Source organism: Gluconobacter roseus NBRC 3990, from assembly GCF_006538885.1.
In the GTDB taxonomy this organism is placed as follows: domain Bacteria; phylum Pseudomonadota; class Alphaproteobacteria; order Acetobacterales; family Acetobacteraceae; genus Gluconobacter; species Gluconobacter roseus.
On the sequence record NZ_BJLY01000002.1, the window covers coordinates 481,811 to 498,326 of the forward strand.

8 protein-coding genes and 1 pseudogene are annotated in these 16,516 nt (G+C 59.1%); 8 read left to right on the forward strand and 1 reads right to left on the reverse strand.

Features of this window, described 5'->3' with window-relative positions; genetic code table 11:
• Positions 1–31 precede the first annotated feature (31 nt).
• From gyrB to GRO01_RS06220, 7 genes are all read left to right on the forward strand, one after another.
• Positions 32–2,476: a DNA topoisomerase (ATP-hydrolyzing) subunit B gene (gene gyrB, locus GRO01_RS06190; protein WP_062510587.1), complete on the forward strand. Its 2,445-nt coding sequence runs from the start codon at positions 32–34 to the stop codon at positions 2,474–2,476.
• The gene (locus GRO01_RS06195; protein WP_062510295.1) at positions 2,466–3,257 is read left to right on the forward strand and encodes a DUF3108 domain-containing protein; all 792 of its coding nucleotides are present in this window, start codon (positions 2,466–2,468) and stop codon (positions 3,255–3,257) included. The genes gyrB and GRO01_RS06195 overlap by 11 nt, the downstream gene beginning before the upstream one ends.
• 104 nt (positions 3,258–3,361) lie before the next feature.
• On the forward strand, positions 3,362–4,696 hold the full coding sequence (glmU, locus tag GRO01_RS06200; RefSeq protein ID WP_062510292.1) for a bifunctional UDP-N-acetylglucosamine diphosphorylase/glucosamine-1-phosphate N-acetyltransferase GlmU: 1,335 nt from the start codon (positions 3,362–3,364) through the stop codon (positions 4,694–4,696).
• Complete coding sequence (glmS, locus tag GRO01_RS06205; protein ID WP_062510290.1) at positions 4,696–6,522, forward strand: glutamine--fructose-6-phosphate transaminase (isomerizing); 1,827 nt, start codon at positions 4,696–4,698, stop codon at positions 6,520–6,522. The genes glmU and glmS overlap by 1 nt, the downstream gene beginning before the upstream one ends.
• A 78-nt stretch (positions 6,523–6,600) precedes the next feature.
• A complete protein-coding gene (locus GRO01_RS06210) occupies positions 6,601–9,567 on the forward strand; it encodes an FAD-binding and (Fe-S)-binding domain-containing protein (RefSeq protein WP_062510288.1) in 2,967 nt (988 codons plus the stop codon).
• A 116-nt stretch (positions 9,568–9,683) separates the two neighbouring features.
• Positions 9,684–10,304: a thiamine phosphate synthase gene (locus tag GRO01_RS06215; RefSeq protein WP_062510286.1), complete on the forward strand. Its 621-nt coding sequence runs from the start codon at positions 9,684–9,686 to the stop codon at positions 10,302–10,304.
• Between the two features lie 49 nt (positions 10,305–10,353).
• Complete coding sequence (locus GRO01_RS06220; protein WP_062510284.1) at positions 10,354–12,927, forward strand: cation:proton antiporter; 2,574 nt, start codon at positions 10,354–10,356, stop codon at positions 12,925–12,927.
• On the opposite strand, the gene GRO01_RS06225 is transcribed toward GRO01_RS06220, so the two are convergent.
• A complete protein-coding gene (locus tag GRO01_RS06225; RefSeq protein ID WP_062510282.1) occupies positions 12,924–14,354 on the reverse strand; it encodes a peptide MFS transporter in 1,431 nt (476 codons plus the stop codon). The genes GRO01_RS06220 and GRO01_RS06225 overlap by 4 nt on opposite strands.
• Positions 14,355–14,949: 595 nt before the next feature.
• On the opposite strand from GRO01_RS06225, the pseudogene GRO01_RS06230 reads away from it, so the two are divergent.
• Positions 14,950–16,505 (forward strand): annotated as a pseudogene (locus GRO01_RS06230) (porin).
• The last annotated feature ends 11 nt before the right edge of the window (positions 16,506–16,516 follow it).

The window sequence follows — 16,516 nt, forward strand, 5'->3', positions numbered from 1 at the left end:
TTTTCAGAGTACCATGGAGACCGTCACGCGCATGTCAGAGACCCAGAACCAGCCCGAGATTCCTGGCGCCGACGGTGAAGATTACGGCGCTTCCTCCATCTCGGTACTGAAGGGACTGGATGCCGTCCGCAAACGTCCGGGCATGTATATCGGTGACACGGATGACGGCTCCGGCCTGCATCACATGGTCTTCGAAATCATCGACAATGCCGTGGACGAGGCCCAGGCCGGACACGCGACTTACTGCATCCTGACGCTCAATGGCGACGGATCGGTGTCCGTGCGCGACAATGGACGTGGCATTCCGACGGACCTCCATCCCGAAGAGGGCATCAGTGCCGCCGAAGTGGTACTGACCAAGCTTCATGCCGGTGGCAAGTTCAACCAGAACTCCTACAAGGTTTCCGGTGGTCTGCACGGCGTGGGTGCCGCTGTGGTGAACGCGCTGTCCGAATGGATGGAAGTGCGCATCTGGCGCAACGGGCTGGAGCACAAGATCCGCTTCCAGCATGGCGAGCGTAATGAAGCGCTTCATGTCATCGGACCGTCCACGGAAGACCGCGGTACACTGGTTACGTTCAAGCCCAGCAAACAGACCTTCACGAAGGTCGATTTCGATCTATCCATTCTGGAACGGCGCGTCCGCGAACTGGCGTTCCTGAACTCGGGCATGCTGATCATCCTGCGCGACGAGCGTCATGCCGAGCCGAAGGAGCTGCGCTTCCACTATGACGGTGGTCTGAGCGCGTTCGCGGAATGGCTTGATTCTTCAAAAACTTCCATCGTCACTCCGCCGATTACGGGTGAGATCGACAATCCCGAAAGCGGCATCCGCGTCGAGTTCGCGCTGACCTGGAACGACAGCTATCACGAGACGATGCTGTGCTTCACCAACAACATCCCGCAGCGCGATGGCGGTACGCATCTGGCCGGTTTCCGTCAGGCCCTAACGCGCGTTGTTGGCAAGTATGCTGAAGGTGTGGCCAAGCGTGAGGCAGGATCTCTGACCGGTGAGGACATGCGCGAAGGCATGACCGCCGTGCTGTCCGTGAAGGTGCCTGACCCCAAATTCTCCTCGCAGACAAAGGACAAGCTCGTCTCGTCCGAAGTCCAGCCTGTCGTCCATGCTGCTGCCTCCGATGCGATCTCCCACTGGTTCGAGACGCATCCGAAAGAAGCGAAGGCCATTGTCGCCAAGATCATCGACGCTGCCAGCGCGCGTGAAGCTGCGCGTCGTGCGCGCGAGCTGACGCGGCGCAAGGGCGTGCTGGATGTGTCCTCGCTTCCGGGCAAGCTTGCGGACTGTCAGGAGCGTGACGCTTCCAAGGCTGAAATCTTTATCGTTGAGGGTGACTCCGCAGGTGGCACGGCCAAGCAGGGGCGGGATCGTCGCTTCCAGGCTATCCTGCCGCTGCGCGGCAAGATCCTGAACGTCGAGCGGGCTCGCTTTGACAGGATGCTGGGCTCGGCGGAAATTGGAACGCTGATCACCGCCCTTGGCACTGGCATCGGTCGGGGCGATGTCGATCAGGGTGGTTTCTCTGCTGAAAAGCTGCGCTACCACAAAATCGTCATCATGACCGATGCTGACGTCGACGGTTCGCATATTCGCACGCTGCTTCTGACGTTCTTCTTCCGTCAGATGCCGGAGCTGATCGAGCAGGGCTATCTCTATATCGCCCAGCCGCCGCTGTATCGTGCCAAGCGTGGTCAGGAAGAGCGCTATCTCAAGGATGATGCCGCTCTTGAGCAGTATCTGCTGGACAAGGCCCTGGCGAATGCCTCCCTGCGCTTTGCGGATGGCCGGGAACTGACAGGAGAGCCCTTGGCCGAGGAAGTCGCGTTCCTTTCGGCTGCCGCCCGTCGCCTTCAGAGCATTGCTTCCAAGGTTCCCGTCTGGGTCATGGAGCAGGCCGCCATCTCGGGTGTGCTCGACAGCGATATCGCTGTCGCAACCTCGCGGATGGCCGAGTTCCAGCAGCGCCTGGATGGGGCATCGCTGCCCAATGAGCGTGGCTGGAAGGTCTCCATTTCGGAAACCGGCCTGGAATGTGCCCGCTCCGTTCGTGGTGTGGGTGAGGTCTACCGGATCGAACCGTCGCTGCTCCGCTCGGCGGAAGCCCGCTGGCTGGTGTCGGAGTGGGAGCGTCTGGCCCGCGACTTCGCAAAGCCCGTCACGCTTACGCTCGACCCCACAGCTTATGAACTGTTCGGTCCCGCAGCCGTCATGGAGCGCATCCTGCTTCAGGGTCGTCGCGGTCTGACCATCAACCGGTTCAAGGGATTGGGCGAGATGAATGACGAGCAGCTGTGGCACACCACGCTCGATCCTTCGACCCGCACCCTGCTGCAGGTCCGGGTCGGCGATGTGGAAGATGCCGGGCAGGTGTTCTCGACGCTGATGGGCGACGTTGTGGAGCCGCGCAGGGACTTCATTGTCGGCAATGCCCTGAAGGTCGCCAATCTTGACGTTTAAGGCTCTTGTCGCAGGGACCGCACTTGCCCTGATGACCGGACTGGGCTGTAGCCCGGCCCGGGCTGAGGGGCAGGTCAATGCTGCCTATGCCGTTTATCTCAAGGGCTTTCACGTTCTGAATGCGCAGGCCTCCTATCAGCTCCAGCCCTGGGGCTATGGAGGCAGCACCCAGATCAAACCGGCGGGTCTGATCAGCTGGTTCGTGACCATGGACGTGACATCCCGCGTTGAGGGAAAGTTCACGCCCGACGGCAGCGTGCAGCCGGTGCTGTTTGACAGCGGAGGCATTTCCCGCGGCAAGCACCGGCATGTCCGGCTGGAATTCTCGAACGACACTCCAAAAGTAACGGATCTCCAGCCGCCGGAAACTGACCGCGAACCGATCCCCGACAGTTCGCTACCCCATACGGTCGATACACTGAGCGGTATGGCGCGGCTGCTGCATTCCCTTGTGACAACCGGGAAATGTGACGGCTCGCAGATCGTTTTTGACGGGATCCGCCTGAGCGAAATGGTAGTGTATGGCCCCACCGTGGCAGATATTCCGCAAGGGCAGGATGAAGCCTATTCGGGGCAGGCCCTGCGGTGTGACTTTATTGGTCGGCAGCTCGCAGGGTTCGTCAAGGACTCTCCGAACCGGGCAAAACTGGCTGCACCACAGCCGGGAGCAGTCTGGTTTAAAAAGATCGATGGTCTGGGCGCAGTCCCGGTCCGGATCGAGTTCAACCACCCCAAACTCGGGCGTGTCATGGTTGTCATGCAGCACGCCGTAGCTCCCTGAACGGAGCACTCGAACGTCTTGCAATAATCGGCAATTCGAAGTGATGACACAGTCTGCGGGCTCCGTTTGACGCGGGCCCGTGGTTTGGATACCCCGGGCGGGACATGACCGACAGCACCCATCGCACCACTGCCATTATCCTTGCTGCGGGCCTCGGCACGCGCATGAAATCCCGTCTGCCTAAGGCGCTGCATCGTCTGGGCAACCAGCCGATGATCAACCATCTCATCACAACTGCCCGGCAGGTTTTTGATGATGTGGTCGTCGTCACGGGACCGGACATGCCGGACCTTGAAAAGGCCGTCCATCCTTTCAAAACCGTCACGCAGATCGAGCGTCTTGGCACGGCACATGCCGCCAACACGGCGCGGGACCTGTTCGGTACTGGCGATGTGGCCATTCTCTATGCCGATAATCCGCTGATTACAGCAGAGACGATGCAACGCCTGCTGGCGGCCCGCAGGGAAGGCGCCAGTATGGCACTTCTCGGAATGCGGCCTGCGGAACCGGGGCGTTATGGCCGGATTGTCGAGGATCACGGCAGGGTCGTGAAGATCGTCGAATTCAAGGATGCCACGGAAGATGAACGCCGCATCACGCTGTGCAATGCGGGTGTCATGTGTGCCGGAGCCGACGATTTCCGGACCTGGCTTGCGGATGTCGGCAACGACAATGCCCAGGGCGAGTATTACCTGACAGACGTGGTTGAAATGGCCGCCAAAGCTGGACCGGTCGTTTGCGTGGAAGCATCGGAAGCCGAACTGGCGGGCGTCAATTCCCGCTCGGAACTGGCCTGTGCCGAGGCGACACTTCAGACCCGGATGCGAAATGCAGCCATGGATGCGGGCGTTACGCTTGTTGCTCCTGAAACCGTGTTCTTCAGCACCGACACCGTCATCGAAGCGGATGTAACGGTTGAGCCGAACGTTTTCTTTGGCCCCGGCGTCAGAGTCCGTTCCGGTGCTCTCATTCGTGCCTTTTCCCATCTGGAAGGCTGCGAGGTCGGAGAAAATGCGATGATCGGTCCCTATGCCCGGCTGCGTCCCGGCACGCTCTGCGCCGCACAGACGCATGTCGGCAATTTCGTCGAACTCAAGAATGTGGAACTGGGTGAGGGCGCGAAGGCCAATCATCTGACCTATCTGGGCGATGCCTCGATCGGGAGCGGCACGAATGTCGGAGCAGGGACCATTACCTGCAACTACGATGGCGTATTCAAACACCGGACCACGATCGGCGAGCGCGTGTTCGTCGGCTCGGATTCCATCCTCATCGCGCCCGTGACCGTCGGAAACGATGCCCTTATTGCGGCTGGCAGCGTCATCACCAGTGATGTCCCTCCCGGCGATCTCGCTCTGGGCCGGGCCCGGCAGACGCTGAAAAGCGGGCAGGGCCTTCAGATCAAACAGTCTCTCAAAGCTCGGAAGGAACAGGGCTGATGTGCGGTATCTGCGGAATTGTTGGACACCAGCCTGCCAGTCCGATCGCGTTCGAGGCACTCCGTCGTCTTGAATATCGCGGATATGATTCCGCAGGCATTGCTACGCTGACGGCGTCCGGAGACATTGAGCGCCGTCGTGCGGCTGGCAAGCTCGACAATCTGGAGCATGTCCTGAAGGAACATCCGCTGCCCGGCACGACCGGGATCGGGCACACGCGTTGGGCCACGCATGGCGCGCCTACGGAAAACAATGCCCATCCCCATGAAGCCGGCCGCGTGGCGATCGTCCATAACGGCATCATCGAGAACTTTGCCGAGCTCAAGAAAGAGCTTGAGGCGAAGGGACGCGTGTTCCGGACCGAGACGGATTCAGAGACGGTCGCCCATCTGGTCGATGACTATCTGGGGCAGGGACTGGAACCTCGCGATGCAGCCTTTGCTGCAATCAAGCGGCTGGAAGGCGCCTATGCCATTGCCATGATCTTCAAGGATCATGAGGGTCTGCTGATTGGTGCACGTCATGGTGCTCCGCTGGCGGTAGGCTATGGCAACGGTGAGATGTTCCTCGGGTCCGACAGCATTGCGCTGGCCCCGATGGCCCGGAAAATGACCTATCTGGAAGATGGCGACTGGTGCGAACTGACCCCCGGTCATGTCAGAATTTTCGACATGACCGGCGCGGAAGTTAGTCGTCCGGTTCAGGATCTGACTTTCATGGCCGGACAAGTCGGCAAGGATGGTTACCGGCATTACATGGAAAAGGAACTCCATGAGCATCCGGTGGCCATCGGGCAGACGCTGAAGCGGATCACGGATCCGGTTTCAAAGCGCATTGCCCTGCCGGAAATGCCGTTCGATCCGGCGCAGGTTCCGCGCATTACCATCACGGCCTGTGGGTCCGCTTATTATGCCGGTATGGTCGGGCGGTACTGGCTGGAATCCCTTGCGCGCATCCCGGTGGAAATCGATGTTGCGTCCGAAATGCGCTACCGCGAGCCGCCGCAGCCGGACAAGGGCGTGGCGCTGCTGATTTCCCAGTCTGGCGAAACCGCTGACACGTTGGGGGTTCTGCGGAGCCTCAAAAAGGCTGGGCAGAGCATTGTTTCCGTGCTGAATGTCGAGCACTCGACCATGGGACGTGAAAGCGATCTCGTGCTGGGTATGGATGCTGGGCCGGAAATCTCCGTAGCCTCCACCAAGGCTTTTACGGCACAGCTCTCTGTTCTGGCGGCTCTGGCAATCGACTTTGCGCGGGCTCGCGGCACCATGGATCAGGCCCGTGAAGAACGTCTGACGGCGAGCCTGCTGGATCTGCCGTCCCGTGCGGCCGAAGTCTTTACCCGTACAAAGGACATCCAGGCCATGGCGGCCATCGTGGCTCAGGCCCGCGATGTCCTGTATCTGGGACGCGGCATCTGCACGCCTATCGCGTTTGAAGGTGCCTTAAAATTAAAGGAAATCAGTTACATCCATGCGGAAGCTTATGCGGCGGGTGAACTGAAGCACGGCCCCATCAGCCTGATCGACCAGACCGTTCCGGTCGTTGCTATAGCCCCATCGACGATCCTGTTCGACAAGACCCTGTCCAACCTTCAGGAAGCGAAGGCTCGGGGAGGTCGCATTCTTGCCTTCACTGATGCGGAAGGTGCGAAGCGGCTGAAAGACGTGGCTGAGCAGGTTGTCATCATGCCGGATGTGGACGCGTTTGTAGCCCCGATCCTGTATACCATTCCCGTCCAGATGCTGGCCTATGAAGTGGCGCTGCTCAAAGGAACGGACGTGGACCAGCCCCGCAACCTTGCGAAATCCGTTACGGTGGAATGAAGGATTTTTCTATCGGGGGAAAGTTTTCAGCATAGGTTATAGTGACGCGGACAACGAGACGGTGAAGGAAACGTACAGATGGGTGGAGACGCAGTATCCGGGACTTTGACCGGAAATTCAGGCCTGTCTCCTAGTGCATCTGAAATCGCCGTTCGCGAAGCCTTTGTCAGACGACTGGATGAGCAGGGATTTAAAGGCGACATCCATCTTCAGGTCTCCTCCCGTCTGGTGTCTTCTGCCGATAACAGCATCTACCAGCGTCTTCCTGCGGCCGTCATTCATCCGCGGACAGGCGAAGACATCAACCGGGCCGTACGCGCCGCTGTCGATGGTGAACTGACCCTTGCAATCCGTGGTGGCGGAACGGGAACCAACGGCCAGTCGCTGACGGATGGCATTGTGCTTGATGTCTCGAGGCATCTGGACCGGATCCTCGATTTCGATGCTGAAGCAGGGACGGTTACGGTTGAGCCGGGTGTTATTCTGGCACGGCTTAATGCGTTTCTGAAACCCCACGGTTTTTTCTTCCCGCCAACGGTCTCGACGGCCACCAGGGCCACAATTGGCGGTATGATTGCGACTGATGCGTCCGGCAAAGGATCGCGCATCTACGGCCGGACGTCCGACTATATAGACGCCATGGATGTCGTTCTGTCGGACGGGACCGATCTCCATGTGGGCGCGCTGACATCCGAGCAACTGAAAGACCGCGTGAACGGAGGAGGGCTTGCGGCCCGCGCCTATCGCGAAGTTCAGCGGGTTGTCACGGAACAGGCAGACGAAATCCGGCGTGTCTTTCCGGACATGAACCGCGGGCTGACCGGGTACAACCTTCAGAACGTTCTTCTTGAGGATGGAAGCTTTCATCTCGCGCGGCTGCTGGCAGGATCAGAAGGCACGCTTGCCCTGACCAAGAAAGTCATGCTGCGCGTGAAACGGCTGCCGAAATACCGGCAGCTCATCGTCGTCCGCTATGCCAGCTTTAACGACACCCTGCGCGACGTGCAGACCCTTCTTCCAGCCAATCCGTCTGCGGTGGAAGTGCTGGATGATCGCGTTCTGGCCAAGGCCCAGCAGGACGTGATCTGGCATGTGCTTGAGAACGTTCTGGGCAACAAATCTGCACTTCCGGTCAAAGGTATGAGCTTCGTCGAGTTCGTTGGAGATGATCTGGAAGTCCTGCAGGAGCAGATGGCTCATGCCGTCACCCTGCTTGAGAACTCTCCCCACAAACCCGTTGATCATAAAGCAGTTTCAGATCCAGACATCATTGCGAATCTTTGGACTCTGCGGGAAAAATCGGTTGGTCTGCTCGGGCGCCCCGATGGTCACCGGCAGGGTGTTCCTTTCGTTGAGGACACTGCCGTTCCTCCGGATGTGCTGCCTGAATATGTGAGCGAGTTCCGGGACATTCTGGACGGGTACGGGCTGTCTTACGGCATGTTCGGACATGCAGATGTGGGCTGCCTGCATGTCCGGCCGTTCCTAGATATGCTGACCGCAGAGGATCGCGCGCTGATCCGACCGATTTCCGATGCTGTGGCCAATCTGACGAAACGGCACGGTGGTCTGCTCTGGGGCGAACATGGGCGCGGCTTCCGTGGTGAGTTCTCACCATTGTTTTTCGGCGACACGCTGTTCGCGGAACTCTGCCAGATCAAGGATGTCTTTGATCCCAAAGATATTTTCAACCGCGGCAAACTGGCACCCGGCGGTGCGGGCTATCCTGTGGACCGGATCGACGGCATCCCGTTCAAGGGACGTTTTGACGAGGACATTGCTCCCGCACTTCGCGAACCCTACGCGCTTTCCATAAGCTGTAACGGTAATGGTGCCTGTTTTAACCGTGAGCCGGACATGGCCATGTGCCCATCCTACAAGGCCACGAAAGACCGCTCCCAGTCCCCGAAAGGGCGTGCGCTTCTGATCCGGAGCTGGGCCAGATTACGCTCGCTACCGCAGGATGCTGCGGATCGCAGCATGCTTTCGGCCCTGACGGACGAACTTAAGAATGCGCTGGATACCTGCCTGTCGTGCAAGGCCTGTGCGACACAGTGCCCGATCCGTGTGGACATTCCCTCCATGCGTTCGAAGTTCCTTGCCAGCTATTTCCGGGACCGTCGCAGGCCGGTCCGCGATTATCTTGTCTACTGGCTGGAGCCGCTTCTGGCTGTAGGACGGACGATCCCGACGCTGACTAACCTCCTGATGCATAATCCGCTCTCGCGGGCCGTTCTGTCCCGGTTCGGGCTAGTGGATCTTCCGCACCTGCGTCCGGCGCGACTGGATGCGGACAGCCGGATCAGCCGTTCATGGTTAAGGCGCAACCGTGGCAATCCGCGTGCGGTCGTGCTGATGCAGGATTCATTCACCGGCAGCTTTGATGGTGGGCTTGTCGAGAACGTCCATACGCTTCTGACGGCTCTCGGGCTGGATGTGAAGGTCACGCCTGTCTGGGACAACGGCAAGGCCCGTCATGTTCTGGGATTTCGCAGAGGCTTTGGCGTTACGGCCCGCCAGACGCTTCGAAACCTGCGCAAACTCGCTGCATTCGAGATCCCGGTCGTTTCGCTGGATGCCGCAACGGGGCTCATGTTCACCCAGGAATATAAGGACGTTGCAGGCGAGACCCCGATACCGGCCGTTATCCCGCTGGAAACGTTCCTGCGCCAGAAGATAGAGCAGGGGGCATTGCCGTCGGCGCAGATCGAGAGCCTGACGGCACCCATGACTGTGATCTCCCATTGTACGGAACAGGCTGCACGACCGGAAAGTGCCGGGGACTGGGCCTTTATCCTCGGTCATTTCGGCGTACCGGTACAGGCAGGGAAAGCGGGATGTTGTGGGATGGCCGGGCTGTTCGGGCATCAGAAGGAACATGTCGACCTGTCGCGGAAGATCTTCGATCAGAACTGGCGGACCAAAGTCGAAAAGCCAGTCCTCGCGACCGGATTTTCATGCCGCTGCCAGACGGAGCGCATGGCCGGTCATCGCCCACCCCATCCGGTAGAGGCTCTGCTCGCCGCTTTGCAGGAACGGTCCTGAAAACAGGACGTTAATAAAGATATGGTATCTCTGGACGCATCCAGTCCGAACTGTAACAGTGTGGTCCAGTCTGATGATGCGCCACCTTGTATGCAGGCCTGTGGAGTACGAACGTGATGTCTTCCCTTCCATCAAGGATCTATGCCGTCGTTGACCATCCCCGCTGGGTGGAACGGCTTGGTGGTGCAGGCCTGCGCTTTATCGAGCTTTATCTCCGGGATCTTCCGGAAGAGGAAATCAGGGCACAGGCTCTGCTTGCACAGGAACTTGCCGCACGTTTCAATGTGTCTCTGGCCCTGAACCGCTACTGGCAGACTGCCATCGAACTGGGCTATGAGTGGCTGCATCTTGGTCCGGAAGATCTGGAAACGGCCGATCTCGACGCGATCCGGACGGCTGGCATCAGGTTCGGGATTTCCACTCATACCCGTGAAGAACTGGAAACGGCGCTGGCCTGCAAGCCGGATTACATTTCCTTTGGTCCGGTCTGGTCCACGCAGCTTCGGGGTGTATCGCTTGAGGGACGCGGGCTGAAGCAGCTGGCGGAATGGCGGAAGCTGTGCGGGACTGTTCCGCTTGTTGCGATTGGCGGAATTAACGTGTCCCGTCTGGAAGACTGTCTCAAAGCCGGGGCCGATACGGTGGCCGTCATGAGCGACTTCATCGGCCATCAGGATCCGGAAGGACAGGTACGGCGCTGGCTCGATGCCGTCTCCCGGGAGACCATATCAACTTGAAACACGATAAGTCGTCTGCGGACGATCTCATGAAGGGACAGAACCAACGATGATGGTGACAGGACTGGCGGCCGTACTCCTAGCGCTTGCGTTCCTGCTCACGCTTGTCAGCATCATTCAGCCTCTCGCGAAACGTCTTGAGATTTCCGAGGCGGTTCTGCTAGCGCTGACCGGGATCGGGCTTGGGCTTGTTGCGTCTCTGATCGTTCGCTCTTCTGCGACCGATCTGCTGGACGGGGCTGCCGAGGCGCTGATCTATTTCCCGGTCAACAGTGAAGCCTTCCTGCTGATCTTCCTGCCAATCCTGGTGTTCCAAGGCGCGATGGCCATTGACGTCCGGCGTCTGGCGCATGAGACGGCGACGGTGCTTCTGCTGGCTGTGGTGGCAGTCATCGTCTCGACCGCGACGATCGGTTTTGCGCTCTATCCCTTTGCCAAACAGAGCCTCGTTGTCTGTCTGCTCCTCGGCTCCATCGTTGCCACGACCGATCCTTCTGCCGTGGCGGGAATCTTCCGGGAAATCGGCGCGGCCTCGCGCCTGACGCGGCTTGTTGAGGGTGAGGCGCTTCTCAATGACGCTGCGGCCATTTCCATCTTCTCGATCCTTCTGGCGGCCGTAACATCGCATCATCAGATCCATCTGGCCGATGCGCTGATGGACTTCCTGACCGCCTTTATCGGAGCAATCGTGGTTGGCGTCTGTCTGGCGCGTCTCACGCTGCTGTTGATTGCAGGGCTGGGGGGATCGGCAGCGTCCGAGGTGACGCTGACGCTGGCCTTGCCCTATGCAGTCTATATCCTGTGCGATGAAATGCTCGGCTTTTCGGGGGTTGTGGCGACGGCAGCAGCGGGTCTGACGGTCTCTGCTTACGGGCCGTCCACTTTCCGGCCGCAGGTCTGGCGATTCCTGAACGAAATGTGGGAGCAGCTCGTCTTCTGGGCTGGCTCGCTCGTCTTCCTTCTAGCGGCCATGCTCGTGCCCCGATTGCTGATCGGCATGACGAAATGGGACTTCGTGCTGATCGTTATTGCGAGCCTTGCGGGTCTGATTGCACGTGCGGCGGTGATCTTCGGGATGTTGCCGCTGCTGGCCGTCACCAAGCTGTCTCCGCCTGTGCCGAACCCCTTCAAGGCGACGATGGCGTGGGGTGGCATCCGTGGCGCTATCACACTCGCATTGGCTCTGGCCGTGACCGAAAACCAGAGTGTGTCGAGCCCGGTTGCGCATTTCGTCGGTATTATTGCGACCGGTTTCGTGCTCATCACCCTTCTGGTCAACGGCACCACGCTTCGGGCTCTCGTCCTGTTCTTCAAGCTGGACCAGCTTTCACCGATTGATCAGGCCATCCGCCAGCAGATCGTGGGGATCGGACTAGGCGAGGTTGCTGAGCGGACACGTGAGCTTTCAGAAGAACTTGGCTTCAGCGAGCAAACGCGTGCGGGCGTCATCAGCCGTCTTGAGCGGCGTGCCGAGAAGGAGAGGGCGGCCAATAATTTTGAGTCCGCCCTGAGTGACCGCAACCGCGTCAATATTGCTCTGATCACGATCGCCAATCAGGAGCGCTCTCTGCTGCTGGATCTGTTCCGCATACAGGGACTGTCGCGCCGTGTGATGGAGACGCTACTGCGAACGGCTGAGGCGATGGCGGATGGCGCCCGTCTGGAAGGGCGGTATGGTTATGTCCGTGCGCTCAAGCGGCGTCTTCAGCCGTCCTGGCGTTTCCGGATTGCGCAGGAACTGCACAGTCGCCTGCATATCGACGAGCCATTGACGAACTGCATGATGGAGCGTTTTGAGATGCTCATCATCGCGCATCTCGTCTCACTTTCCCTCCAGCGTTTTATCCGCCAGCGTATGGAGCCAACGCTCGGTCCTCGTATTACGGAAATCGTTTCCGAGGTTCTGGGACGGCAGCGCAAACTTCTGGACGATGCGCTTGAGACGTTGCGTCTGCATTATTCCGGTTATTCGGAGGCCTTGGAGAGCCGTATTCTGCGCCAGATCGCACTGCGTCTGGAGGACGAGGAATATGATGCGCTCGAAGCCGACAATCTGATTTCGGAGGAACTGCACCGCGAATTGCATCGCGAGATCGAACGTCAGCGTGCGCGGCTCGACGCACCTCTGCGCTTTAATCTCAAGAGCGGTATCGAGCAGCGTCTCAGGGCGTTTCCTGCCTTTAATGGTGTGCCTGACAATGTGCTGCAAAAGCTCGCAGGCAAGGTCTCGATGCATTTCGTCTCGCCTGGCGAGGTCCTGTTCAAGCGTGGGCAGCGCGTGCGCTTCGTCTACGCACAGGTGGCTGGACTGGCAGAGGTCAATCTTGCCGAACGGGATCTGCTTTTCGGGAGCGGGGATCTGATCGGGGCGGCGTCCGTTATCCGGAACGATGTTATGCCGGGGACAGTCCGCTCGCTGCAGTTCAGCCATCTTCTGGCCATTCCACGTCCCGTGTTTGAAAGGCTGCTGAAGGACTATCCGATCGTTCAGCGGCTCATCATCCAGCGGAGCCAGAAGAGGGCGGATGGGCTGCTCACACCTGTCACGGTTCGGACGCTGGATGGCGATGCGGTCTCGACAGCCTCCGCCACCGAGATGCGTCGTCTGGTCGCGCCGCCTTAAGAAACGGGCGGCGCGGTCTCTTTTCCGGGCGCAAGCAGATCGCGGAAGCGCACGGCGCAGAAGCCGAGGGTCGCCGCTGCCAGTAATGCGGCTCCTGAATGCAGCAGCCAGAACGAGACGTCCGAAATACGGCCCAGCAGCGTTGCCAGCTTTCCGATCAGCAGGTTGGACAGGAAGAGATGGAGCGAAAAGCAGGCGACGAGAATGGTATTCAGGCTGACAGGTGCGGCCCGTGAGAAAAGCGCCATGCCGATCGCGTAATTCATCGAAAACCCGATATCGTTGATGATATGGAAAGCCAGCCCCCAGAACAGGCTGACTTCATGCGGCCCAGGGCTCAGCCATGCTCCGAGAGCCAGCATCAGGGGCGCGAAAGCTGCGATGAAAGCTCCCAGCGCCACCTTGGCGATTTCCGGCAGGTCCTGACGTCGGCGCGCATAGGCTTTCCAGAACCAGAGGACGAGCACGGCGCACAGGGTACTGATGAATCCGTCGAGGGATATGAGATCGCTGACCGGCATTTCATATCCAAGAAGGTGAAGCTGGAAATGTTCACGCCCCCAGAGCAGATAGCCATCGAAAATCTCGGAATTCGGAATAGCCCCCACGGCCATGACAGGAACGAGCGCAAGAAGCAGGATCGTTGTTTTCTTTTCCTGTAAGGTCAGGGCAGGGCGCGGCTTTTTTCCATTCCCGATCGCGTCAGGGGTAGTCCGCCCCAACAGAGACGGGGCGGGGAGCCAGCGCCGCCCGACAAGATAGACGACCAGCCCGATCAGCATGCCCAGACCCGCGGCCAGAAATCCCCAGTGCCATTCGATCTGCGCCAGGCTCGCACAGAGGACCGGGGAGACGATGACTGCAACCTGAAGCCCCATCGTGTAGATCTGATAGGCATCCGAGCGTCGTCGGTCTGTCAGGGCATATAATGCGCCTACCTGCGCCCGCAGACCACCTGCCATACCCAGACCCAGAAGCAGCAGGCCGAGCGCCAGCACGAAGCTCCAGTCGAACGACATCAGGAAATGTCCCGCTGTCATCAGGATCGCGCCCAGCAGAATGGTCCTTGTCTGGCCGAGCACGCGGTCTGCAAGAAAACCGCCAAGGAGAGGGGTCGCGTAAATCAGGGCCAGGAACAGGCCCGTAATGGCGCCAGCCAAGGCTTGGGTTCCAACAGGTGCATAAATTGCCGAAACGAGAGCCTCAAGCGGCTCCAGAGCCAGCACATGTTCCGCATGGTCCGGTTGCAGCAGATGATCCGTCAGATACAGCGCCAGAATGGCCTGCATTCCATAAAGCGAAAAACCAACCCAGCCTTCGGTGAGCGTCAGCACCCACAGACCGATTGGATGGCCCCAGAGTTCCTGTTGCGTGCTTGAGACCGCAGACCGATCGACGGCTGGGGATTGAGGAATGATCTCGGTCATGCGGCCTCATATGCGCAGGGGAAGAAGATCCTGCGTAGAGGCAGAAAGTCGGTGAGGTAAAGAGGCAGAGAATAGGGGATGGCAAAATGCCATAGGTGTCATTTGATGGCATTTTGCCATCATGCCACAGGCACATGTCCTGGCTGTGGCATTTTGTCCTGAGTTTCGATCTGTGGCTTTTTGCCATAGATGTGTTGCTCAGCAGCATCCTGAAGCGTGAATGTCCGTGCGTTATGCGGACCGATTCAAAGCTGGCTTAGGGAAAGACAGGCTTATGGCTTATGGCTTATGGCTTATGGCTTATTACCATAATCAGAACGGCTGAAAACTGCGGATTTTGCGCGTTCAGGAATCATGCTGAACAAAATGGATGAACCGCGAGCCTCAGGCAGGGCCTTTCTCACATGCATGTCGCATAAGATATATTATGCCAACTAACATATCTGAAAGCTACGAATTTCTGACGTTTTTGTGAGAACACATCCTATTGTTGCGAAGAATGTCTCCTTTCGCGCTAGGAAAAGCAGTGTAGTCCATTCTACCGGTGAGCGCCCGCATTGCGGTTGCCGGTGTATCCGCGGGAGCGGCTGTTCATATGCCATCTATGTCCCTGTGCCGCCTGAGTCTTCTGGGAAGCACATTCTGCATTGCTGCACTCTCCGTCCTCCCGAACGCTGCACGGGCTGATGATTATACGGAACTGCTCGACATTCTCCGGGCCAAGGGCAGTCTGACCCGCTCGGAATATAATGTGCTGCTGGCCCATCACCAGCATCACTCGCACCCTTCGCTGCAGCGCGATGACGACAGCACACCTGCCGCCCCCTCACGACACCGCAACCGCTACATGCGCTATGGGCCCCAGAACGAAGGCAGCAGCCTAGAGGCTCCCCCGGATGTGACGACCATCGCGGCCGTTTCCGCAGCGCGCCGTGCCGCCATGGATGCCTCGGCCAGTGCACAGGATGCCCGCAATTCGCTTCTGGAAGCACGCCGGACCTACAACCCGGACAGCATCGTGCGCGTGAAGCCCTATGTCGCGGGCAAAGGTGTCACGATCCAAGCCGGCCAGATCGACATCAATATCTCGGGCTTCGTCAACGCCTACTACACCTATAATAGCCCCGGCGGTGGTCGCCCGGTCGCAGGTGGCGTTTCGACCGGCAGCAGCGGCTTTGATTCTTCGTCCGTGCGTAACGGCCTCCTGCCCGGTGGTCTGATCCTCAAGCTGAATACGGTTCAGGACGGAATCAAGCTTGGTGCCGTCTTCGGCATGTATCCCGGCATCAACAACAACAACCCCAGCACCTTCAATGCCAACTCGGGCGGCAGCCCGGTCGGCCTTGGAACGGCCGGCCTCGATTTTCGTCAGGTCTACATGACCGCTGGCACCGACAGGTTCGGTACGGTCAAGCTGGGTCGCGACATTGCGCTGTTCGCGTCTGACGCCATCCTGAACGACGCCACACTTCTCAGCGTTGGCAGTACTGGCAGTAACGCCAATCCCGCCAACACGTCTCTGGGCCGTATCGGCGTCGGTTACGTCTATACCGACTGGCTGCCGCAGATCACCTATATCTCGCCGAAATGGAAAGGCTTTCAGGCCTCCGTTGGCATCATGACGCCACTCGACGAGTTCAACTTTGCCGGCGGCGGCATTTCCGCAACCACGACCCAGCACAGCTCTCCCATGCTTCAGGGCAAGGTCACCTATGATGGCAATATTGCAGGCTTTACGACCCGCTTCTGGAGCAGCTTCCTCGTTCAGCACCAGCAGAACCTGACCAGCTCGACGTTGGGCAGCAGCAGCCGGAAAGGCACGACGGTCGAGGCCGGCGACGTTGGCGTAAAAGTCTCGCGCGGTCCGTTCGAAGGTGTAGCCTATTACTACTATGGCAGTGGTCTTGCTATAAGATTCTGCCCAAGCTCAAGCTAGTTGGCAGCTATGGCGTCAGCAACCTCTATCAGGCTCCGGGCGAAGACAATCCGTCCATGGTTCGGCGCAACCAGTCGGAAGTCGGAGCAATCTATTACAATCTGACGGACTGGTTCACGATCGTGGGCGAATATGCCCATACGGAATCGGACTCCCACAGCATTGCTCACGAAAGCGATCACACGATGTCCGCCGGTGCGATGATGACGTTCTGAGCCTGAAAGAC

Coding starts and splice junctions, on each gene's coding strand:
- GRO01_RS06215 (WP_062510286.1), top strand. CDS start 9,684: ATGTCTTCCCTTCCATCAAGGATCTATGCCGTCGTTGACCATCCCCGC.
- GRO01_RS06210 (WP_062510288.1), top strand. CDS start 6,601: ATGGGTGGAGACGCAGTATCCGGGACTTTGACCGGAAATTCAGGCCTG.
- glmU (WP_062510292.1), top strand. CDS start 3,362: ATGACCGACAGCACCCATCGCACCACTGCCATTATCCTTGCTGCGGGC.
- GRO01_RS06225 (WP_062510282.1), bottom strand. CDS start 14,354: ATGACCGAGATCATTCCTCAATCCCCAGCCGTCGATCGGTCTGCGGTC.
- glmS (WP_062510290.1), top strand. CDS start 4,696: ATGTGCGGTATCTGCGGAATTGTTGGACACCAGCCTGCCAGTCCGATC.
- gyrB (WP_062510587.1), top strand. CDS start 32: ATGTCAGAGACCCAGAACCAGCCCGAGATTCCTGGCGCCGACGGTGAA.
- GRO01_RS06220 (WP_062510284.1), top strand. CDS start 10,354: ATGATGGTGACAGGACTGGCGGCCGTACTCCTAGCGCTTGCGTTCCTG.